The sequence below is a fragment of the Streptococcus sp. HMSC078H03 genome (assembly GCF_001808655.1).
Taxonomy (GTDB): Bacteria; Bacillota; Bacilli; order Lactobacillales; family Streptococcaceae; genus Streptococcus; species Streptococcus salivarius_G.
In genome coordinates, this window is the sequence record NZ_KV794093.1 from 202,190 (window position 1) to 222,215 (window position 20,026).

Consider the following 20,026-nt stretch of genomic DNA (forward strand, 5'->3'; position numbering starts at 1 on the left):
CTGAACTTGCTGATGAAGTTGAATCTACAGTTGAAGTTGTCTCTGAAGTTGCTGGAGCTTCTGAATCTGCGTTTGAAGCCTTAACAAGTACCCACTTACCATTTGAATAATAGTAATAATCGCCATTATCTTTCAAATAATAGTGAGTACCATTTTCATAACGGTAGTGAGGGTCATTTCTCAAAACCTCATAACCTGTCGTTGGTGTATTGTTAGAACCACTATTGTTGTTATTATAGTCACCACCACGAACCCAACGACCGTTATAGTTAACATAGTAGCTACCATCACTCAAGATGTAGTACAAGTAACCATTGCTATAGCGGTAAGTACCTGTTTCGTTGTAGTTGTTGTAACCAGGATTATAGTTGTTATAGCCATAATTATAGCCATAGTTATAGTTTGGATAGTAATTATTGTAACCGTAGTTATAGCCATAATTGTAATTATAGCCTGGATAATAACCATTGTAGCCGTAGTTATAACCATAGTTTGGATAATAGTTGTTATAGTAACCTCGACCATAATAACTATCGGCCTGTGCATGATTATTACCAACTACCGTTGGCGCTAATATGGCTGCCCCTAAAACAGCACACGAAAATAGACGTAAACTTTTTCTCATTGTCTTCATCCCCTTTTTAAAAACAAGTATACCTTTCATAAGCAATCGCTTACATTTCCATTTACACCTTAATTGTAAGAAATAAAACTTCTATTGTCAAATTATTTTAATAATAGAAGTTTCTAAGAACAGACCAATGAAAAACTAACAATACCCTTACTTTCAACTATAAAAAATAAATAAACAGGTTTCCTTTACGGCTTAAAGACAGGTGTCTAACCAAGAAAAAAAGCCCACTATTTGCATAAGGACTTTTAGCTTGACATTAACGATTATCAATATTTTCTGGGTAAAGATCGTGATTAAAGAGACGTTGCTCTGCCATCTTTTCATACTTAGTTTCTGGACGACCGTAATTATAATAAGGGTCAATCGAGATACCACCACGAGGTGTAAATTTACCCCAAACTTCCAAGTAACGAGGGTTCAAAAGCTCCACCAAATCTTTACCAATGGTATTAATACAGTTTTCATGGAAGTCTCCGTGATTACGGTAACTAAATAGGTAAAGCTTTAGAGATTTCGACTCAACGCAGAGCTGGTCTGGAATATAAGAAATGTAGATGCTTGCAAAATCAGGTTGCCCAGTAATAGGACAAAGTGACGTAAATTCTGGACAGTTGAATTTGATAAAGTAATCATTATCAGTGTGACGATTATCAAAAGACTCCAAGACTTGTGGAGAGTATTCAAAAATATAAGGTGTCTCCTTATTACCAAGGAGAGTGAGGTTTTTCATTTCTTCTTGTTGTGACATTTTTCTTCCTTTGTTGTTAATTTTTCTAGACCTTTATATGGTCGATTTTTAATCTAATTTTCTAATCTTAATCATCAAAAAAGTTAAAACACTATCAATTCTAATCTTATAAAACGTGAAGATTAGACACCACGCTCATTATCATAGAGTAGGGTATGAAGCTGAGGGAGGACACGCACATTGCCCCACGAATTATCAGCAGCTACAGTCTCCCACAGTTCTTTTAAGCGATCTAATTGATGTTGGACAATATTCCCCTCTGCTTTAGGTTCAGGATTACCAGCTGAAAGAAACATGACATCTGGCTGATAACGTTCCTGAATCATTTTAGCAAAGGCTAAATCAGCATTATCGAAAACAGGAACCTTGAAGGTAACTTTATCAGGATCAAGCTGAGAAACAATAAAGTCAAGGGTTTCCATATTGACTTCCATCTTGGATGATGGCGGTTTAGGACTTAAGGTTACTTGGTCAATATCCTTTAGCCACTCCTGCCAGCGAGAACCCTGTGTTTCAACGGCCAGGGTTACGCCTCTTGCCTTGAGTTTTGAAACGAGTTCAGCCATATTTGCCGCTAAAAGAGCTGGGTTTCCTCCAGACAGAGTAACATAGTCATAAGTTCCTAGCGCATCTAAAGCCTCAATAACTTCATCAGCTGTCATACGTGTTGGCTTCTCTGACCCATCCCAAGTAAAGGCAGAGTCACACCAATCACAATGGTAATCACATCCTGCTGTCCTTACAAACATGGTCTTTTGACCGATAGCTCGACCTTCCCCTTGAAAGGTCGGTCCAAAAATTTCAAGCACTGGTAGTTTGAGTACACGTTCTCTAGTCATACAACCACTCCCGTCTAAACTCTGCGAAGGCTGTAGGTGTTTCATAAAGACGTACATATTCCAAACGAAGTCCTCTCTCCTCTGGCAGATGGTGACTCGTCTTCTGGAAAATCCAGAAAACCATATTTTCCGCAGTTGTGTTCATATAAGGCAAAGTTTCATTTAGATAACGGTGATCTAACTGTGGTTCCAAATGGTCCTTATAAATGCACTTAAGGTCACCAAAATCGTAGGTCATGCCACGCTCATCCAAGTAGCCACTTACTGCAATCTGAAGATGGTAGGTATGACCATGAAGTGATTTACATTTACCTTCATAATTAAAGAGATGGTGGGCAGCATCAAAAGTAAACTCTTTAGAAACCATTGTACGATGAGGATTGTAAACCAAGGACTCACCTGTTTCCTTTTTGATTTCTTTCGGTGCAAAGAACATTAAGCTTCTCCTCTTTCTGCTAGATATTTTTCAAGACCTTTTTGACGCAAGTGACAGGCAGGGCATTCCCCGCAACCAGTTCCAATAATACCGTTATAGCAAGTTAGCGTTTTTTCACGAACATAATCGAAAGCTCCAAGTTGGTCAGCCAAAGCCCAAGTCTCAGCCTTATCTAACCACATGAGAGGAGTTTGGATAACGAAATCATAGGCCATGGCAAGATTAAGTGTGACATTAAGCGATTTAACAAAAACATCACGACAGTCTGGATAACCAGAAAAGTCTGTCTCACAAACACCCGTAACAATGTCAGTGATACCACGTTGCTTAGCTAGAACTGCTGCAAAAGAAAGGAAGAGATGATTACGCCCATCTACAAAGGTATTAGGAACTTCACCTTCTTCTGCCTCAATCTCAATATCAGATGTCAAGGCATTTTCAGTAATTTGACCAAGCAAAGACATATCCAAAACATGGTGTTTAAGCCCTTGCTCTTGCGCAATCTCTTTAGCTACTTCAATTTCCAAGCTATGACGTTGGCCATATGCAAAAGTAACTAATTCAACTGTTTCATAATGTTTTAGAGCCCAAAATAGGCAAGTAGTAGAATCTTGACCGCCACTAAAGACGACCAAAGCTGATTGACGTTTCATAATATTCCTCTTTATTCGTGATGTCTGAGACACATAAAAAGGCCCCTTGGGGGAGCCAAAAAAACGCCAGTAATGGTTTTTTTTAGCGATGGTGTCTCCCAAACATCGAAAATGATTTATCTTTAATAGTCTATCATAGTTGAGAAAAAAAGAAAAGAGCCAAGGCTCTCTTCATTAATCAATCTCAGCGATAACTTCGATTTCAATTTTAACATCTTTTGGCAAACGTGCCACTTCTACCGCAGAACGTGCTGGGAAATCAGATGTAAAGGCAGTTGCATACACTTCGTTAAATGGAACGAAATCGTTAATGTCACTTAGGAAGCAAGTTGTTTTGACAACGTGATCAAAGTCTGTACCTGCTTCCGCCAAAATAGCACCAACATTTTTAAGAACTTGTTCTGTTTGTTCTTGAATTGTTTCACCAATGATTTCACCTGTTTCTGGTGACAATGGTACTTGACCAGAAGCGAACAAAAGGTTGCCTACAATTTTACCTTGGACATAAGGTCCGATTGCTGCTGGTGCTTTATCAGTATGAATAGTTTTTGCCATGATAGTTCTCCTTTGACTAATATGTTGCTATTATAACAAAATATTCTGAAAATTGAAACATATAATTCCCAAAAGAAAAGAATCAGCGCTAGGCTAATCCTTCTCCTACTATTTCAGATACTTTTTAACATAGCTATAGTAGTCTGGTTTATCTTTTTTATTAAGTGCAAAGAGCATTTGACCCTTATGGGGCTCTTTCTCATCATTTGGTTCTAGAAAGAGAGCAACCTCTTTGGATTGAGTTGGGAAAAATACCGTATAAGTCGTCTCTTTCCCCTGATCTTTTACTTTAAGCGAATAATAGGTAAAGTCATCTTTAGACTTGGGACCATCCACTGTATAGTTATAATCCTGCTCACCAATCTTGACCTTATCTTTCTTGAAGACAATCGTATAATCCTTCTTTAAGGCATCTTGTGCATGCCATTCACCCTCTAGTGAGGGAGCAGACTTGCTGCAAGCTACTATTGAAACCATACAAAGTAAGGCCAAAAGACCAAGTAACCATCTTTTCATACTTTTGCACTCCTAAAGAATTTTACTTATGGTTTGATACGGTGCAACATACGTGGGAATGGAATAGCTTCACGGATGTGTTTTGTTCCAGCTACGAAAGTAACCATACGTTCAATACCGATACCAAAACCACCGTGTGGTACTGAACCATATTTACGTAGGTCAAGATAGAATTCGTATTCTGAACGGTCCATTCCGAGTTCATCCATTTTAGCTACAAGAGCATCGTAGTCATCTTCACGCATTGAACCACCGATGATTTCACCATAACCTTCTGGAGCCAAAAGGTCTGCACAAAGAACGCGCTCAGGATTACCAGGAACTGGTTTCATGTAGAAGGCCTTGAAGCTTGCTGGATAATTAACAACGAATGTTGGAACACCAAAATAGTTAGAAATCCAAGTTTCGTGTGGTGAACCGAAGTCATCCCCATGTTCAAGGTGCTCGTAATCAGTATCTTCATCATTTTCATGTGCTTGAAGAAGATCGATAGCTTCATCATATGACACGCGCTTGAATGGCTCAGCAATGTATTTCTTAAGAAGATCTACATCACGTTCAAGGATTTCAAGAGCTTGTGGCGCACGATCAATAACACCTTGAATAAGAGCTTTAACATAAGCTTCTTGCAAATCAAGTGACTCATCATGTGACAAGAATGAATACTCAGCATCCATCATCCAGAACTCAGTCAAGTGACGACGTGTTTTTGATTTTTCGGCACGGAAAACAGGACCAAAGTCAAATACACGACCAAGAGCCATGGCACCAGCTTCAAGGTAAAGCTGACCAGATTGGCTTAGGTAAGCAGGTGTACCAAAGTAATCCGTTTCAAACAATTCCGTTGAATCTTCAGCTGCATTTCCTGACAAAATTGGACTATCAAATTTGATGAAACCATTTTTATCAAAGAATTCGTAAGTTGCGTAAATAATCGCATTACGAATTTGTTGGACAGCCATTTGTTTACGTGAACGCAACCAAAGGTGACGATTATCCATCAAGAAGTCAGTTCCGTGTTCTTTTGGTGTGATTGGGTAATCATGTGATTCACCGATGACTTCTACTGCTGTCACATCCAACTCGTAACCAAATTTTGAACGTTCGTCTTCTTTAACCACACCAGTCACATAAACTGATGTTTCTTGGCTAAGGCGTTTAACAGTATCAAATTTTTCAGTACCTTCTTCTTCACCGTATTTTTCGATGAAGTTAGGTTTGAAAGCTACCGCTTGGAAGAAGGCAGTTCCATCACGCAATTGAAGAAAGGCCAATTTCCCTTTACCTGATTTGTTAGCTACCCATGCACCGATAGTGATTTCTTCGCCCACGTGTTTAGGCACATCAATAATTGAAACTAATTGTTTAGACATGTAATTACTTCTCTTTTCTTTTGATCTATATTAATTCTATTTTTCCATAAAGGCTTTGATTCGGCGGACTGCTTCTTTCAAAGTATCTAAGTCTGTTGCATAGCTAAGACGAATATTTTCAGGTGCGCCGAATCCTGCACCTGTTACCAAAGCGACTTCAGCCTCCTCAAGAATAGCGTTTGTAAAATCATTAACATTTGTGTAGCCTTTGATTTCCATCGCTTTTTTAACATTAGGGAAGAGGTAAAAGGCACCTTGAGGTTTGATGACTTCAAAGCCAGGCACTTCAGCTAGGAGTGGATAAATTGTATTCAAACGTTCCTCAAAGGCCTGACGCATTTCTTCGATAGAAGACTGATCACCAGTTAAGGCTTCAATAGCAGCATATTGAGAAACTGCTGTAAGATTTGATGTCGTTTGACTGATAATCTTAGCCATACCTGAAATAATTTCTGGATCTCCGACAGCAAAACCAACACGCCAACCTGTCATAGCATAGGTCTTAGAAACACCATTAATCACAATTGTTTGCTTACGAATGGTATCTGAAAGACTAGAAATTGGAGTAAAGGTGTTGCCATTGTAAACCAAACGGCCATAGATATCATCTGCTAAAATCAAGATATCGTGATCAACCGCCCAGTCACCGATTGCTTGCAATTCTTCCTTGCTGTAAATCATTCCTGTTGGATTTGATGGAGAATTAAGCAAGACAACTTTAGTTTTTTCAGTACGGGCCGCTTCAAGTTGTTCAACCGTTGCTTTAAAGTGATTAGCTTCAGTCGTTTGGAAAGTGACCGGAACACCTTCAACCATTTTAACTTGGTCTACGTAAGAAACCCAGCAAGGTGTTGGAATAATGACTTCATCACCAGGATTGATGACCGTAGCAAAGAAAGCATATAAGATAAACTTCGCACCAGTGCCAACAACAACCTCATTTGGATTTACAGCATAGCCATAGAAGTTTTCCATGTAAGTGCTAATCGCATCCTTAAGTTCTGGAAGTCCAGAAGCTACGGTATAGAAACTTGCCTTACCATTTTCAATAGAGGTAATAGCAGCATCTTGAATGTTCTTAGGTGTTACAAAATCTGGTTCACCAAGTGTCAAACTCAAGATATCACGTCCTTGAGCTTTAAGAGCTTTAGCACGCGCACTGGCAGCTAAAGTAACACTTTCTTCCATTTGTAATACACGATTTGATAATTTTGTCATTTCATTATAGTCCTTCCACTTTAATAACCTGACCTGAGATAAAATCAACCAGATAATACTGGGTTCCTGACTTCACTTCCCAAATAGGAGTTTTGCCATATTTCCCTAGGTGGACATAGGATATATCCTTAGCACCATAGGCCTTAGCAGCTTTCTTGGCCACTGACTTACTTATACCATCAGATTGCTTGTAGATATCAACCTCACCTGAATCATGACTCACGATAACGGCCAGTTTCTCACCTTGACCAGACTTTCCAAGAAGTCCGTAATAGGTAGCCTCACCATGGTAGATATCAAATTCAGTAACAGTCTTAATATCTGCTTTGCTCTCTGCTATGGCAATAACCTTCTTTTCAGCGTCTACATAAGGCTTAGTCGCTACAATAAGAATAGCAGTCAAAGAGGCAATTAAGGTCACAACGATTACAATTATTCCAAAAATGAACTGTTGCTTTTTGGTCCAGGGTGAACGTTGTTTACGCATAATGCCTCCTAAAAAAGTTTCTGAATTTATTATATCAGAAAATGATAAATCTTTACATAGCAATATAGCTAGTATTGAGCAATTAAGTCTATCTTTTTTATAAGTCAGTAAAATTTATAAAACCTAAGTAATCTTAGAAAAGGTTGGTTTTTAAAAGTTAACTTTCTTTTTCTAAGAAATCCTGAATATCCTCTTTGACTTCTTCGAACTTAGCGTGCTTAAGCGCAACTTCTTGTGTCACTTCTTTTAGAAATAGTTTTCCATAACTCTTAACGAGCGGGCGATTATCCATAAGAAGAATAGCTGAACGCTGTTCTGGACGTCTTTGAGCACGCCCGATAGCTTGTTTGAAACGTAAAACCGTCATGGGAAGACTGTAACTATCAAAGGTGCTCTTTCCTTGCTTAGAAAACCAAGATTCAATCTTTTGATAGAAAGGATCCTTAGGATTGTCAAACGGCAGACGTGCAATAACCTCAATTACCCTATCTTGTTGAGCAAAGTCAACACCTTCCCAGAATGACCCCATACCAAGAAGGAGATTGGTCTCACCTCTATCAAAACGTTTTTTGACATTAAAAGCTGTCCCATTTTTCTCTTGAGTTAGGTGACGAACTTCCCTATGATCCAATAAATCCGAAACAGCCATCATACTCTTTCGAGACGTGAATAGTACTAAAATTGGATATTCCATTTCAGATAGCTTCTGGAGACGCTTTGCAAGAGCAACTTCATACTCCTCCTCAGAAGAAACTCCAATCATAGGCATGCTTTGATCAATCCAAATAGCTTGATTGGGTAAAGTGTCCATTGGGAGGCTAACCTTGCGTACCTGATCTAAGCCCAACAAACCAGCCACATCAACATCAGGTCCTACATCAATAGTTGCTGAAACAATTATCACTTTTTGAGCACTTGGTAGATAAGCTGAAAGTTCTAAGAGTTCTTGACGTGACGCCTTTAAATAAGTCACACGATGTTCCTGATAATAGTCTGTTTCAAGCCAAAAATGGCTGTAAAGGGGTGTCTTCAGTGGAGACAACATCTCCATCAAATCACTTTCACCTTCCAGTTCAGAAATGGTTTGTAGCAAACGATCTAATTGCTGGCGATTATACTGCTTCTGAGGAAATTGTTGGTGTTCTTGGATTAGATGGCTAACTTCAAACTGCAAATTTTCGAGCAAGCGTTGTTGAAGTAAGGTTTGATTACCACTATCAAGAATACGATGGATATGTTGCAAAAGCACTGTAAGATTGACTTGATGACGTGAAAATTGTTCCAAAGCCAGAACCATCTTTTGTCCCTCATCAATCACAAGATTTTTTCCTCGAACAAAATCATGATCATCTTCCATACGCGTCAAAAGATAAGCATGATTGGTCACAACTACCCTAGCTTCTTGGGCTTTTTGGTAGGACTGTTGCCAAAAATCATATTCAGCAAAAAGACTATCCACCTTTAACTTACCATCGTGCTTAATCTCATCAAAATAGGCCATATAGCGCTGTTTTTGTCTGATTTCATCGAGATCCCCTGTCTTCGTTTCAGTCAACCAAACTAAGAGTTGCATTTTGTAACGATTAATCAAACGGTTACTGTCCTGACGAAGTAAGGTCTGGTAAAAGGCATCTAACTTGATATAATTCTGAGGTCCTTTGAGACTATGGAAGTTAATATTAAAGACATCCGATAAGGCTTTGGCTTCCTGATTCATAATCTGATTTTGAAGGAGCTTGGTCGGAACAGCCACCACCACTTTATCTACATCAGACTGTGCCAACAAGGGAAGCAAATAGCCATAGGTTTTCCCGATTCCAGTCTGAGCCTGAATCATGGAAATATCAGTATTATCAAGCTCCCTTCTTACTGCCTCAGCAAACTCTCTTTGTTTAGGTCTTGATTCCAAATCTAAGAGAGCAATATTGGTATCAAAATCTTGAGACAGTTTTCGTTCTGCCTTATAAGTCAAAGGTCTACGAAGAACAATTCCAGATTCTTCAAGCGTGACATATTCTTTTGATAGACCTAAATTTTGACCTCTTATAGCATCACGAATAACCAACTCAGTTTCAAAAAGAAGATTATCTGAAAAGGTCAAAAGCATCTCAATTGTCTGTCTAGGTAAGCTAGCAATCTTATCCATCAAATGAAACAAAAGCTGTCCGGTCGCTCTCGCATCTTCAATAGCGGTATGGGCCTGAGCTAGGTCAAGATTAAGAACCTTGGATAAATGAGATAGCTTATATTGTTCTAGCGTCGGATAAAAAACCTGAGCCAATTCGACAGTATCCACACGAGGAGTCCTTAGTTCGAAGCCCTCCATGAAAAGTGCCTCTGCAAGCAAATTGGCGTCAAATTTAACATTATGGGCAACAAAAATACAGTCCTCAATCAGTTCAAAAATGGTTCTAGCAATTTCCGAGAAATCTGGGGCTTGAGCCAACTGCTGATCGGTAATCCCTGTTAAATGAATAATGTGATCATCTAGTTCTTGGTGTGGGTTAACATCACTCGCAAATTCGTCAATCACCTGACCATTTTGCATGATGACAATTCCCACCTGTATAATACTAGCCGTTGACGAAGCGGAGGTTGCTTCCAAGTCAACAATGGCATATTTATTCGTGTTTTTTTCACTCATAGTGACCTTATTATAGCATATCCAAAGCCCCAAAAAAAGACAAAGCCATCATTCTGATATTGGAAAAAGCCTGAAATTCGTGCTACACTAGAGCTATGAAAATAAGACGAATTTTAAATCCTGTTGCTCAGGAAAATACCTATATTTTAGAAAACGATACAGCCTGTCTAGTCATTGATCCAGGAAGTGATACTTCTGCTATCTTAGCTGAGCTTAAAGCAAGTGATAAACCTGTTGCTGCTATCCTCTTGACACATACACACTACGATCACATTATGAGTGTTGAGGCAGTCCGTCAAGCTTATAATTACCCTCCTGTTTATGTTGCAGAGGCTGAAAAAGACTGGTTGATGAATCCTATTGATAATTTATCGGGACTTCCACGTCATGACGATATGGAAGACGTTATTGTCAATCCAGCAGAATACTACTTCGATTTCACTCAGGACTATAACATCGAGGATTTCCAGTTTAAAGTTGTTCCAACCCCAGGACATTCTATCGGAGGCATTTCTTTAATTTTCGATGAAGAAGAAATCGTCTTTTCTGGTGATGCCCTCTTTAAAGAAACAATTGGACGCTGGGACCTCCCAACAGGAAACCACGATCAGTTACTCACTAGTATTCGAGAGCAACTCTTCACCCTTCCTAACCACTACAAGGTATTCCCCGGACACGGTTGGGACACTACTATAGGCCACGAAAAAAACTTTAACCCACATTTTTCATAAAAATAAAAGCTCAGCAAACTATAAAGCTGGGCTTTTTACATGCATAAAAAAGAAGGTCTAAAGACCTTCTTACTTGAAATACTAGATTGTATTTATTTAGATTTGATATAGTTAACACCATCAGCTTTTGGTGCTACTGCTTTACCAAAGAATGCAGCCAAGACAATAATTGTCAAGACATATGGTGCAATTTGCAAGTAGACGTTTGGTACATGTGAAATAAGCGGAAGTTGTTTCCCGATAATTGCCAATGATTGTGACAAACCGAAGAATAAACTTGAGAGCATAGCTCCAACTGGATTCCAACGACCAAAAATCATAGCAGCCAAGGCGATGAAACCAGGACCTGCAATCGTCGTAATAGCAAAGTTGTTAGAGATGGATTGAGCATAAACTGCACCACCAACACCACCAAGGAATCCTGAAATCATGACACCATAGTAGCGCATACGGTAAACATTAATACCAAGTGTATCCGCTGCCTGTGGGTGCTCACCTACTGAGCGAAGACGCAAACCAAAGCGAGTCTTGAAGATAACCCACCAAGACACAACTGAAACCAAAATCGCTACATATGCAATCAAGGAAACGTTCGTAAAGAAGACTTTACCCAAGACTGGAATGTGGCTCAAAATTGGAAATGATACAGTTTTAAAGTTATGGCTAATAGCTGGTGTTTGGCCGGCACCAAAGATAACACGTGTCAGAAAGACTGCTAAAGATGGAGCAATCAAGTTCAATACCGTACCAGAGACAACATGATCCGCACGGAAATTAATGGTCGCAACCGCGTGGAGCAATGAGTAAACAAGACCAATAAGACCTGCTACAATTGCGGCAATCCAAGGAGTTGCATCACCAAAACTATCTGCAAAATTCAAGTTAAAGAGAACACCTGCGAAGGCTCCAATAACCATGATTCCCTCAAGACCGACATTTACGATACCGCCTCGTTCAGAGAAAGTTCCACCGATACTTGTGAAAATCAATGGTGCTGAGTATTTCAGCATAGAGGCAACAATCAAGGCTAAAATTGTAATGAAGTCCATATTAGTTTTGTCCTCCTTTAGCTTTCACTGACTTTTGACGAGGGCGAACCCAATATCTAATAATATAGTTAGCACCGACAAAGAAGATAATCAAAGCAGATACAACGTCGATAACTTCAGGAGGCACACCAATCATACCACTCTTACCTACAGACAAGACACCATAAAGAAGGGCAGCAAACGGAATACCAATAGGTGAATTAGTAGCCAAAAGAGCAACCGCCATACCGTTCCAACCAATTGCCAATGAAGAGTTTTGAACAAAGGCATTTTGGAAGGTACCAAGTCCTTCTACTGTTCCTCCAAGTCCACAAAGGGCACCTGAAATAATCATAGACATGATAATAACACGTTTTGATGACATCCCTGCATATTCAGATGCATGAGGGTTAAGACCTACAGATGTAATTTCAAAACCAGTTGTTGTTTTCTTGAGCATGAACCAAACAAGGAAAACTGCTGCAAGAGCAAGGAAGAAACCAATATTAAAACGTGAGCCACCGGTTAGAGAGGATAAGAATTCTGTTTGATAGCTTGCAGAGGCTGCGACCTTATTAGATGCTTCTGATGAACGTAACATGTCGGCTGTAAAACCAAATCGAACAATATTGTTTGCTACATACAAAATGATGTAGTTCATCATGATGGTAACAATGACCTCACTAGTTCCCAAGTAAGCACGAAGAATACCCGGAATTGCACCAGCGATACCACCAGCTACTAGACCGATGATTACTGTACAGAAAACTGAAACTACTTTTGGTAATTCTGGAAATGATAATGCAAACCATACAGCCGAAGTCCAACCTGCTAAAGCCTGACCAGGCAAACCAACGTTAAAGAAACCTGCCTTAGAGGCAACAGCGAATCCAAGTGCAATCAGAATCAGCGGACTCATGGCACGAAGAATTTCACCAATATTTTTCAATGAACCAAAGGCCGTTGTGAAGAGATCATAGTAAGCCCAGAATGGATCGTAACCAAAGATTAACATCAATACAGCCCCGATCAACATTCCCAAGAGGACAGCAATCAAAGGAACTGCCCAATTTTGTGTTTTCTTAGACATTTGCTTCCTCCTTATTCAATTGTCCACCAGCCATTAGGATACCAAGATCTTGCTTATTCGTTTCAGCAGGATCTAGGATACCTTGAATTGCACCATCGTAGATAACTGCAATTCTGTCTGACATATCAAGAATTTCATCCAATTCAAAGCTGACTACAATAACAGCCTTACCTTTATCACGCTCTGCGATAATACGTTTACGAATGTATTCAATGGCACCTACGTCAAGACCACGAGTTGGTTGACTGACAATAAGAAGCTCTGGGTCACGGTCAATTTCACGGGCGATAACAGCTTTTTGTTGGTTACCACCAGACAAGTCACCACCAGCAATCAACTCTCCAGCACCACGAACGTCAAATTCTTCCATCAATTCTCGAGCTTTAGCATTGATAACATTATAGTTCAAGATACCATTTTTCGAATTTGGCTCCTTGTAGTAGGTTTGAAGGGCAATATTTTCAGCTACTGTCATTTCAAGAACCATACCGTCACGGTGACGGTCTTCAGGAATATGACCAACACTCATCTCTGTAATCTGACGAGTTGTCTTATGAATAATAGATTCACCCTTGATAGTAATGTCACCAGACTTAACTTTACGTAGTCCAGTAATCGCTTGAACAAGCTCTGTTTGACCGTTACCATCAATACCGGCAATACCGATGATTTCACCCGCACGAACATCTAAAGATAAGTTCTTAACGGCAGGAACACCACGGTTCTCATTAACCACCAAATCTTTAATAGAAAGAACAACTTCTTTTGGATTTGAAGGAATTTTTTCTGTTTTAAAGGAGACATGACGACCAACCATCATTTCGGCCAAGTCAGCATTTGTTGATCCTTCAATTGTCACTGTATCAATTGATTTACCACGACGGATAACTGTGACACGGTCAGAAACCGCACGAATCTCATCCAATTTATGGGTGATAAGGATAATTGACTTGCCTTCTTTGACCAAGGTTTTCATGATGTTTAGAAGTTCAGTAATTTCAGACGGAGTCAATACCGCAGTCGGTTCATCGAAAATCAAAATATCAGCACCACGATACAGAGTCTTAAGGATTTCAACACGCTGTTGAGCACCAACAGAAATATCTGCCACCTTAGCTGTTGGATCTACCGCAAGACCATATCTTTCAGAGAGCTCAGTAATTTCCTTAATAGCCTTCTTCATATCAAGGACACCACCAGCTTTGGTTACCTCACTACCCAGGATGATATTCTCAGCAACTGTAAAAGCTTCAACCAACATAAAGTGTTGGTGAACCATCCCAATCCCCAATTTCGTTGCTTTCGAAGGTGAATCAATCGTCACCTCTTGTCCATTAACCTTAATAATCCCGCTTGTTGGCTGTAAAAGACCTGCAAGCATGTTCATTAAGGTTGACTTACCAGCACCATTTTCACCGAGGAGGGCATGAATTTCTCCTGGTCTCACATCAAGATTGATATGATCATTTGCCACAAATTCACCAAATTTTTTGGTAATATCGTGCATCTCAATGACATTTGGCTTCGTCATACAATCTCCTTTCAAGAATTATTTTTATATCAGCAAAGGGAAATATAAACTGCTTCCCTTTGCTGAGACAAAAATTGTCCCAGTTTAGATATTATGGATTATTTGCTAAGACCATCAGTTGGTTTCAATTCACCATTCTTGATTTGTTCTTTAGCTTTTTCTACTGCATCCTTGATATCAGAAGGAAGCTTAGATGTTACGATGTCAACACCACCATCTTTGATACCATAAGTCTTAGTAGAACCACCTTCAAATTTATCGCCTTTAAGTTGTCCGTTAGCGATATCTTTAACAACTGTACCAACTTTTTTGATTGTTGAAGTCAAAACAAAGTTAGATTTTTTCTTGTCTGAAGATGTATAGTTACCTTCTGCATTTTGGTCACGGTCAACACCGATTACCCAAACTTTCTTATCGCTGTCAGCATCAAGTTTTTCGTTAACTTCTTTAGCTGCTGTGAAGACACCAGTACCAGTACCACCAGCTGCTTGATAGATTACGTCAACGCCTGAAGCGTACATAGTTGAAGCAATTGTTGTACCTTTAGCAGCGTCTGAGAATGATTCAGCATATTGAACTTGTACATCGATGTCTGGTTTTACAGATTTAGCACCTGCTGTGAAACCAGCTTCAAAACGTGTAATTGTATCTGATGTTTGACCACCAATGAAACCAACTTTATTTGTTTTTGATTGCATTGCTGCTGCGATACCTGCAAGGTAAGCACCTTCGTTATCAGCAAACAAAACGCTCTCAACATTCTTTTGGTCTTTGATGACATCATCAATGATTACGTAGTTAACATCTTCATGTTCCTTAGCAGCATCTGAAACAGCATCATGAAGGGCAAAACCAACACCAAAGATGAGGTTGTAACCTTGGCTTTGAGCAGCTGACATATTGTTTGCAAAGTCAGACTCTGAGTTTGATTGGAAGTAAGTAAAGCCAGAATCTTTTTTAAGTTTGTTAGCTTTACCCCACTCTTGGAGTCCTTCCCATGCTGATTGGTTAAATGATTTATCATCTACCCCACCAGTATCTGTAACGATAGCAGCTTTAACTTTAGAATCAGCTGATGATCCACCGCGTCCGCCACGAGCACATGCTGCAAGACCAAGTGCTGCTACGGCAACAAGGCCAAGACCGATAATTTTCTTGTTCAATTTCATCTTGAACACTCCTCCTATAACTTGCAAGAAAACTTGCTTAATAAAGAATAAAACAACTAGACTATTGTAAGTCTGTAAAAGAGTATGGTAACAACTCTCCGACTGTCATCTCGACTGTCGATTTATCTTCAGCGATAAGAATCACTTTAGAATCGGATTTAAAAAACTCAGCCATCACTTGGCGACATGCACCGCATGGTGATATAGGCTCTTTGGTATCACCGTAAACAGCGAGACACTCAAAATCACGGTGTCCTTCAGATACCGCTTTAAAAATAGCCGTTCTTTCTGCACAATTGGTCAATCCAAAAGAGGCATTTTCTATATTGCAGCCTTGAAAGATTTCTCCATTTTTTGTAATCAAAGCCGCACCAACTCTAAACTTAGAGTAGGGAACATAGGCATTTTCTGCTGCCAATCGAGCTGCTTCTATCACTTTCTCTTTGTTAGTAACTGTCATGGCTTTCTTGACCTTTCATAATGGCCACTCCTGACGAAGTACCAATACGGGTTGCACCAGCTTTGATAAAGGCTTTAGCCGCCTCAAGTGTACGTGCTCCACCAGATGCCTTGACTCCCATAATAGGACCAACAGCTTCTCGCATAAGTTCAATATCTTCAATGGTAGCACCACCAGTAGAAAACCCTGTAGATGTCTTCACAAAATCTGCACCTGCCAGTTTTGCTAATTGGCAAGCTTCGACCTTTTCTTCATCAGTCAATAGACAAGTTTCAATAATAACCTTCACAAGTTTTCTTCCACTAGCTTCAACAACAGCTTTAATATCGTCTTCAACTAATTTAAGATTTCTAGATTTAAGAGCACCGATATTGATTACCATATCAATTTCATCCGCCCCATTGGCAATAGCATCCTTGGCTTCAAAAGCCTTAACTGCAGAAGTCGATGCTCCCAAAGGAAAACCGATAACCGTACAAACTTTAACAGAACTATCTTTTAGCAATTCAGCTGCCGTTTTGACCCAAGTTGAATTAACACAGACGCTGGCAAACTCATACTTCTTAGCCTCATCAATTAAGGAAAGAATCTGTTCTTTATTAGCATCAGCTTTTAGTAAGGTATGGTCAATATAGCTATTAACATACATAAACAAACTCCTTGATTAGAATTAAATTAAGGGTTAGCGAATTATCTTTAATATTTCTGTCGTTTCTTTACATTCACTACCCATAATAACATTTTTTTCGAATTCAGTCAGCATTTTTTCAGATAAAATTTCTTGGCTATAGACCTTGGCAATAAGGTCTCCCTGAGTCACAGAATCGCCAACTTTCTTTTCAAATACAATTCCTGTTTCATAATTAAGACTATCTGACTTCGTAGCTCGACCTGCTCCTAATTGCATAGCAAATTTTCCAAATGCCATTGCAGGTAACTCTTTAATGTAACCTGTTTCATGAGCATGAATATCTGTCACGACAGGAGCACTGCTATGACGATAAAGATCAGTCAAATCACCACCTTGAGCTTGAATGAGTTCTTCAAACTTAGCAAGGGCTTTTCCACCCACTAAGTGCTGACGAATCTCTTCCTGACTAGCTTCAACCTGAGCCAAATCTAATAGAATCTCAGCCAACTCACAGATAAAGTCAGTGATATCTTCACGTCCCTTACCTTGCATAATTTCAATAGCCTCTGTGATTTCTAAACGGTTACCAATAGCCTTACCTAGTGGCTGGCTCATATCTGTAATAACTGCAATCGTTTCACGATTGACCTCATGACCTAGTGCAACCATGGTTTCAGACAACTTCTCAGCGTCAGACATATTTTTCATAAAAGCGCCTTGACCAACAGTAACATCCAGTAAAATCTTATCAGCGCCTGCTGCAATCTTTTTGGACATAACAGAGCTTGCGATTAGAGGAATGGAATCTACTGTTGCAGTGACATCACGCAAGGCATAAAGAAGTTTATCAGCCTTAACCAAATGCTCAGACTGACCAATAAGGGAAATCCCAATGTCTTTAACTTGCTGAATGAATTCTTCCTTACTACGCTCAACCTGATAGCCTTTGATAGACTCTAATTTGTCAATCGTTCCACCTGTGTGTCCGAGACCACGACCACTCATCTTAGCCACTGGAACACCAAAGCTAGCTACAAGCGGCATCAGAATGATGGTTACCTTATCACCAACGCCTCCGGTCGAATGTTTATCTACCTTAACACCTGGAATTTCTGACAAATCATATTGTTCACCTGAAGCAACCATATCAGTGGTCAAATCATGGATTTCACGAATAGACATACCTTGATAATAAATCGCCATCGCCAAAGCAGCTATCTGATAGTCTGGTATTTCCCCAGACACATAGCCATTAATGAGATATGAAATTTCCTCTGTGCTTAACTCGCCACCATCTCTTTTCTTTTCAATTAAATCAACTGTTCTCATAATTTCTCACTTCTAAGGATATAATATCCTTTAGCCTTTTTAACGACTTCAGCATTACCAAACACATCCTCCATCTTAGCCTTAGCTGACGGAGCACCTTGTTTTTTCTGAATAACAATAGTTAGGTTACCACCTTGATTGAGATAATCATATGCCTCCTCGATAACTTGATGAACCACCTTCTTGCCCGCACGGATAGGTGGATTAGAAATAATATAGTCAAAACTTCCAGTGACATTTTCATAGATATTTGATTGGAAGATAGTAGCTTCAACCTTATTTCGTTGAGCATTTTGTCTAGCTAAATCAATCGCCCTACTATTGATGTCAATCATAGTGACTTTAACTCCTTGGACCTTGGCTAAACTGATACCGAGAGGACCATAGCCACAACCCACATCTAAAAGCGTTTTGCCAGCTTCCAAATCTAATGCACTCAAAAGCACTTGACTCCCAAAATCAATCATTTTTTTAGAGAAAACCCCAGCATCTGTATAAAACTGAAAACTTTCTCCTAATAAATTAACCTTTAAATCATGAATATCATGAGCCGCATCTGGCGTCTCAGCATAATACATTTTTGACATTATTTTTTCCTTCTAGATAGTACTTTTTCTTTATCGTATCATAAATACTAAAGTAAGGCTAGTGAAATGACAAGGCTTACATTCGACCTTTTTTTCTGCTATAATGTTATTTATGCTAAATGAATTTATCAATTTCGAAACGATATCACGCAAGGAATGGCAACGCCTTCATAAAGAGGACAATGCCCCATTGACTTCAGAAGAACTGGATTCCATTCGAAGCCTTAATGATAAGATTGATGTGCAAGAAGTTAGTGACATTTATCTTCCCCTTATCAATCTCATTCGTATCTATCAGAAAACTGCCAACGATCTAACCTTTTCTAAGAGTATCTTTTTACAAAAATCACAGACTAACCGTCCATTTATTATTGGGGTATCTGGTTCAGTTGCTGTTGGCAAATCCACTACCAGTCGTTTGCTTCAACTCTTGTTGCAGCGTACCTTTCCCCAATCTAATGTTGAACTTGTGACAACTGATGGCTTTCTCTATCCTAACCAAACCTTGAAAGAAAAAGGCATCCTTAATCGTAAGGGCTTCCCTGAGTCCTACGATATGCCACTTCTTCTCAACTTTTTAGATACTATAAAAAATGGTGGTGATGTCAATATTCCTGTTTACTCTCATGAAATTTATGATATTGTACCAGGACTTACCCAAGAAATCAGACAGCCCAATTTTCTAATTGTCGAAGGGATTAATGTTTTCCAGAACCCTATTAACCAACGACTTTACATGAGTGACTATTTTGATTTTTCTCTCTACATTGACGCTGAAGTTAATAATATCGAATCCTGGTATCTCGAACGTTTTCAAACCCTTCTTGAGCTCGCCAAAAAAGATGAAAATAACTACTACCATCGTTTCACTAAATTTAGTAAGGATGAAGCTTTATCTTTAGCACAAAAAACCTGGCGTGATATCAATTTGGTTAACCTGGAAAATTATATCGAACCTACACGAAGTCGAGCTGAACTGATTCTTCACAAGGGAGACAATCATAAAATCGACTTCATCCACTTAAAAAAATAGAAAAAGCTTGCCAAGGGGCCTAAAATAACGTATAATGACATAGTTAGATAAATTTTGGAGGTGAAAACATTGGCAAATATTAAATCAGCTATCAAACGCGCTGAACTTAACGTTAAACAAAACGAAAAAAACTCAGCTCAAAAATCAGCTTTGCGTACTGCTATTAAAGCATTCAACGCTAACCCAACTGAAGAAGCTTACCGTGCTGCATCAGCTAGCATCGATAAAGCCGCTTCTAAAGGTTTGATTCATAAAAACAAAGCAAGCCGCGATAAATCACGTCTTGCAGCTAAATTGGCTAACTAATTGAAAGCTCCATTTAGGAGTTTTTTTA

Annotated in this window: 21 protein-coding genes and 1 pseudogene; 3 read left to right on the forward strand and 19 right to left on the reverse strand. The window is 39.2% G+C overall.

Features of this window, described 5'->3' with window-relative positions; all coding sequences use genetic code 11:
* The 11 genes and pseudogenes from HMPREF2607_RS04390 to HMPREF2607_RS04440 all read right to left on the reverse strand — a co-directional run.
* Window positions 1-625: pseudogene (locus tag HMPREF2607_RS04390) on the reverse strand (serine protease); the annotation flags it as partial.
* Between the two features lie 265 nt (window positions 626-890).
* Entirely contained in the window at window positions 891-1,382 is a 492-nt protein-coding gene (queF, locus tag HMPREF2607_RS04395; RefSeq protein ID WP_003097375.1) for a preQ(1) synthase, read from the reverse strand.
* Window positions 1,383-1,504: 122 nt separating this feature from the next.
* Window positions 1,505-2,221 (reverse strand): 7-carboxy-7-deazaguanine synthase QueE, encoded by a 717-nt coding sequence (queE, locus tag HMPREF2607_RS04400; RefSeq protein ID WP_014634587.1) that lies wholly within the window; start codon window positions 2,219-2,221, stop codon window positions 1,505-1,507.
* Window positions 2,214-2,657, reverse strand: a complete 444-nt coding sequence (queD, locus tag HMPREF2607_RS04405) for a 6-carboxytetrahydropterin synthase QueD (RefSeq protein WP_014634588.1) — start codon at window positions 2,655-2,657, stop codon at window positions 2,214-2,216. The genes queE and queD overlap by 8 nt, the downstream gene beginning before the upstream one ends.
* Window positions 2,657-3,310 (reverse strand): 7-cyano-7-deazaguanine synthase QueC, encoded by a 654-nt coding sequence (queC, locus tag HMPREF2607_RS04410; RefSeq protein ID WP_004182407.1) that lies wholly within the window; start codon window positions 3,308-3,310, stop codon window positions 2,657-2,659. The genes queD and queC overlap by 1 nt, the downstream gene beginning before the upstream one ends.
* A gap of 174 nt (window positions 3,311-3,484) precedes the next feature.
* Window positions 3,485-3,865: a RidA family protein gene (locus HMPREF2607_RS04415; protein ID WP_002891112.1), complete on the reverse strand. Its 381-nt coding sequence runs from the start codon at window positions 3,863-3,865 to the stop codon at window positions 3,485-3,487.
* A 108-nt stretch (window positions 3,866-3,973) separates the two neighbouring features.
* The gene (locus HMPREF2607_RS04420) at window positions 3,974-4,381 is read right to left on the reverse strand and encodes a hypothetical protein (RefSeq protein WP_070476107.1); all 408 of its coding nucleotides are present in this window, start codon (window positions 4,379-4,381) and stop codon (window positions 3,974-3,976) included.
* Window positions 4,382-4,407: 26 nt separating this feature from the next.
* Window positions 4,408-5,754: an asparagine--tRNA ligase gene (gene asnS / locus HMPREF2607_RS04425; RefSeq protein ID WP_002891115.1), complete on the reverse strand. Its 1,347-nt coding sequence runs from the start codon at window positions 5,752-5,754 to the stop codon at window positions 4,408-4,410.
* Between the two features lie 36 nt (window positions 5,755-5,790).
* Entirely contained in the window at window positions 5,791-6,972 is a 1,182-nt protein-coding gene (locus HMPREF2607_RS04430; protein WP_049546065.1) for a pyridoxal phosphate-dependent aminotransferase, read from the reverse strand.
* 4 nt (window positions 6,973-6,976) lie between these two features.
* On the reverse strand, window positions 6,977-7,459 hold the full coding sequence (locus HMPREF2607_RS04435) for a cell wall elongation regulator TseB-like domain-containing protein (protein ID WP_004182029.1): 483 nt from the start codon (window positions 7,457-7,459) through the stop codon (window positions 6,977-6,979).
* 157 nt (window positions 7,460-7,616) lie between these two features.
* A complete protein-coding gene (locus HMPREF2607_RS04440; RefSeq protein WP_070476108.1) occupies window positions 7,617-10,103 on the reverse strand; it encodes a bifunctional DnaQ family exonuclease/ATP-dependent helicase in 2,487 nt (828 codons plus the stop codon).
* Between the two features lie 95 nt (window positions 10,104-10,198).
* Here HMPREF2607_RS04440 and HMPREF2607_RS04445 point away from each other — a divergent pair, with 95 nt between their 5' ends.
* On the forward strand, window positions 10,199-10,834 hold the full coding sequence (locus HMPREF2607_RS04445) for an MBL fold metallo-hydrolase (protein ID WP_022496688.1): 636 nt from the start codon (window positions 10,199-10,201) through the stop codon (window positions 10,832-10,834).
* Window positions 10,835-10,926: 92 nt separating this feature from the next.
* Here the strand turns inward: HMPREF2607_RS04445 and HMPREF2607_RS04450 are convergent, their stop codons facing one another.
* The 8 genes from HMPREF2607_RS04450 to HMPREF2607_RS04485 all read right to left on the reverse strand — a co-directional run bounded on the left by HMPREF2607_RS04450 (window position 10,927) and on the right by HMPREF2607_RS04485 (window position 18,659).
* Window positions 10,927-11,883 carry an ABC transporter permease gene (locus HMPREF2607_RS04450; RefSeq protein ID WP_037600844.1) on the reverse strand — a complete coding sequence of 319 codons (957 nt, stop codon included), beginning with the start codon at window positions 11,881-11,883 and terminating at the stop codon, window positions 10,927-10,929.
* 1 nt (window position 11,884) lies between these two features.
* A complete protein-coding gene (locus HMPREF2607_RS04455) occupies window positions 11,885-12,952 on the reverse strand; it encodes an ABC transporter permease (protein ID WP_021144039.1) in 1,068 nt (355 codons plus the stop codon).
* Window positions 12,945-14,483, reverse strand: coding sequence for an ABC transporter ATP-binding protein (locus tag HMPREF2607_RS04460; protein WP_004182049.1), 1,539 nt, complete (start codon window positions 14,481-14,483; stop codon window positions 12,945-12,947). Before HMPREF2607_RS04460 ends, HMPREF2607_RS04455 begins: the two co-directional genes overlap by 8 nt.
* Before the next feature lie 98 nt (window positions 14,484-14,581).
* Window positions 14,582-15,646: a BMP family lipoprotein gene (locus HMPREF2607_RS04465; protein ID WP_277619134.1), complete on the reverse strand. Its 1,065-nt coding sequence runs from the start codon at window positions 15,644-15,646 to the stop codon at window positions 14,582-14,584.
* 67 nt (window positions 15,647-15,713) lie between these two features.
* On the reverse strand, window positions 15,714-16,112 hold the full coding sequence (locus HMPREF2607_RS04470; protein ID WP_021144038.1) for a cytidine deaminase: 399 nt from the start codon (window positions 16,110-16,112) through the stop codon (window positions 15,714-15,716).
* Window positions 16,099-16,761 carry a deoxyribose-phosphate aldolase gene (gene deoC / locus HMPREF2607_RS04475; protein WP_070476110.1) on the reverse strand — a complete coding sequence of 221 codons (663 nt, stop codon included), beginning with the start codon at window positions 16,759-16,761 and terminating at the stop codon, window positions 16,099-16,101. The genes HMPREF2607_RS04470 and deoC overlap by 14 nt, the downstream gene beginning before the upstream one ends.
* A gap of 33 nt (window positions 16,762-16,794) precedes the next feature.
* The gene (locus tag HMPREF2607_RS04480; protein WP_059749185.1) at window positions 16,795-18,072 is read right to left on the reverse strand and encodes a pyrimidine-nucleoside phosphorylase; all 1,278 of its coding nucleotides are present in this window, start codon (window positions 18,070-18,072) and stop codon (window positions 16,795-16,797) included.
* Window positions 18,069-18,659 carry a class I SAM-dependent methyltransferase gene (locus HMPREF2607_RS04485; RefSeq protein ID WP_014633038.1) on the reverse strand — a complete coding sequence of 197 codons (591 nt, stop codon included), beginning with the start codon at window positions 18,657-18,659 and terminating at the stop codon, window positions 18,069-18,071. Before HMPREF2607_RS04485 ends, HMPREF2607_RS04480 begins: the two co-directional genes overlap by 4 nt.
* A gap of 112 nt (window positions 18,660-18,771) precedes the next feature.
* Here HMPREF2607_RS04485 and coaA point away from each other — a divergent pair, with 112 nt between their 5' ends.
* On the forward strand, window positions 18,772-19,692 hold the full coding sequence (gene coaA, locus HMPREF2607_RS04490; protein WP_059749264.1) for a type I pantothenate kinase: 921 nt from the start codon (window positions 18,772-18,774) through the stop codon (window positions 19,690-19,692).
* Window positions 19,693-19,761: 69 nt separating this feature from the next.
* Window positions 19,762-19,998, forward strand: coding sequence for a 30S ribosomal protein S20 (gene rpsT / locus HMPREF2607_RS04495; RefSeq protein WP_004182129.1), 237 nt, complete (start codon window positions 19,762-19,764; stop codon window positions 19,996-19,998).
* The last annotated feature ends 28 nt before the right edge of the window (window positions 19,999-20,026 follow it).

Coding starts and splice junctions, on each gene's coding strand:
- HMPREF2607_RS04450 (WP_037600844.1), bottom strand. CDS start 11,883: ATGGACTTCATTACAATTTTAGCCTTGATTGTTGCCTCTATGCTGAAA.
- queC (WP_004182407.1), bottom strand. CDS start 3,310: ATGAAACGTCAATCAGCTTTGGTCGTCTTTAGTGGCGGTCAAGATTCT.
- coaA (WP_059749264.1), top strand. CDS start 18,772: ATGCTAAATGAATTTATCAATTTCGAAACGATATCACGCAAGGAATGG.
- HMPREF2607_RS04480 (WP_059749185.1), bottom strand. CDS start 18,072: ATGAGAACAGTTGATTTAATTGAAAAGAAAAGAGATGGTGGCGAGTTA.
- deoC (WP_070476110.1), bottom strand. CDS start 16,761: ATGTATGTTAATAGCTATATTGACCATACCTTACTAAAAGCTGATGCT.
- HMPREF2607_RS04420 (WP_070476107.1), bottom strand. CDS start 4,381: ATGAAAAGATGGTTACTTGGTCTTTTGGCCTTACTTTGTATGGTTTCA.
- asnS (WP_002891115.1), bottom strand. CDS start 5,754: ATGTCTAAACAATTAGTTTCAATTATTGATGTGCCTAAACACGTGGGC.
- HMPREF2607_RS04430 (WP_049546065.1), bottom strand. CDS start 6,972: ATGACAAAATTATCAAATCGTGTATTACAAATGGAAGAAAGTGTTACT.
- queF (WP_003097375.1), bottom strand. CDS start 1,382: ATGTCACAACAAGAAGAAATGAAAAACCTCACTCTCCTTGGTAATAAG.
- HMPREF2607_RS04440 (WP_070476108.1), bottom strand. CDS start 10,103: ATGAGTGAAAAAAACACGAATAAATATGCCATTGTTGACTTGGAAGCA.
- HMPREF2607_RS04485 (WP_014633038.1), bottom strand. CDS start 18,659: ATGTCAAAAATGTATTATGCTGAGACGCCAGATGCGGCTCATGATATT.
- queE (WP_014634587.1), bottom strand. CDS start 2,221: ATGACTAGAGAACGTGTACTCAAACTACCAGTGCTTGAAATTTTTGGA.
- queD (WP_014634588.1), bottom strand. CDS start 2,657: ATGTTCTTTGCACCGAAAGAAATCAAAAAGGAAACAGGTGAGTCCTTG.
- HMPREF2607_RS04445 (WP_022496688.1), top strand. CDS start 10,199: ATGAAAATAAGACGAATTTTAAATCCTGTTGCTCAGGAAAATACCTAT.
- HMPREF2607_RS04460 (WP_004182049.1), bottom strand. CDS start 14,483: ATGACGAAGCCAAATGTCATTGAGATGCACGATATTACCAAAAAATTT.
- HMPREF2607_RS04435 (WP_004182029.1), bottom strand. CDS start 7,459: ATGCGTAAACAACGTTCACCCTGGACCAAAAAGCAACAGTTCATTTTT.
- HMPREF2607_RS04415 (WP_002891112.1), bottom strand. CDS start 3,865: ATGGCAAAAACTATTCATACTGATAAAGCACCAGCAGCAATCGGACCT.
- HMPREF2607_RS04455 (WP_021144039.1), bottom strand. CDS start 12,952: ATGTCTAAGAAAACACAAAATTGGGCAGTTCCTTTGATTGCTGTCCTC.
- HMPREF2607_RS04470 (WP_021144038.1), bottom strand. CDS start 16,112: ATGACAGTTACTAACAAAGAGAAAGTGATAGAAGCAGCTCGATTGGCA.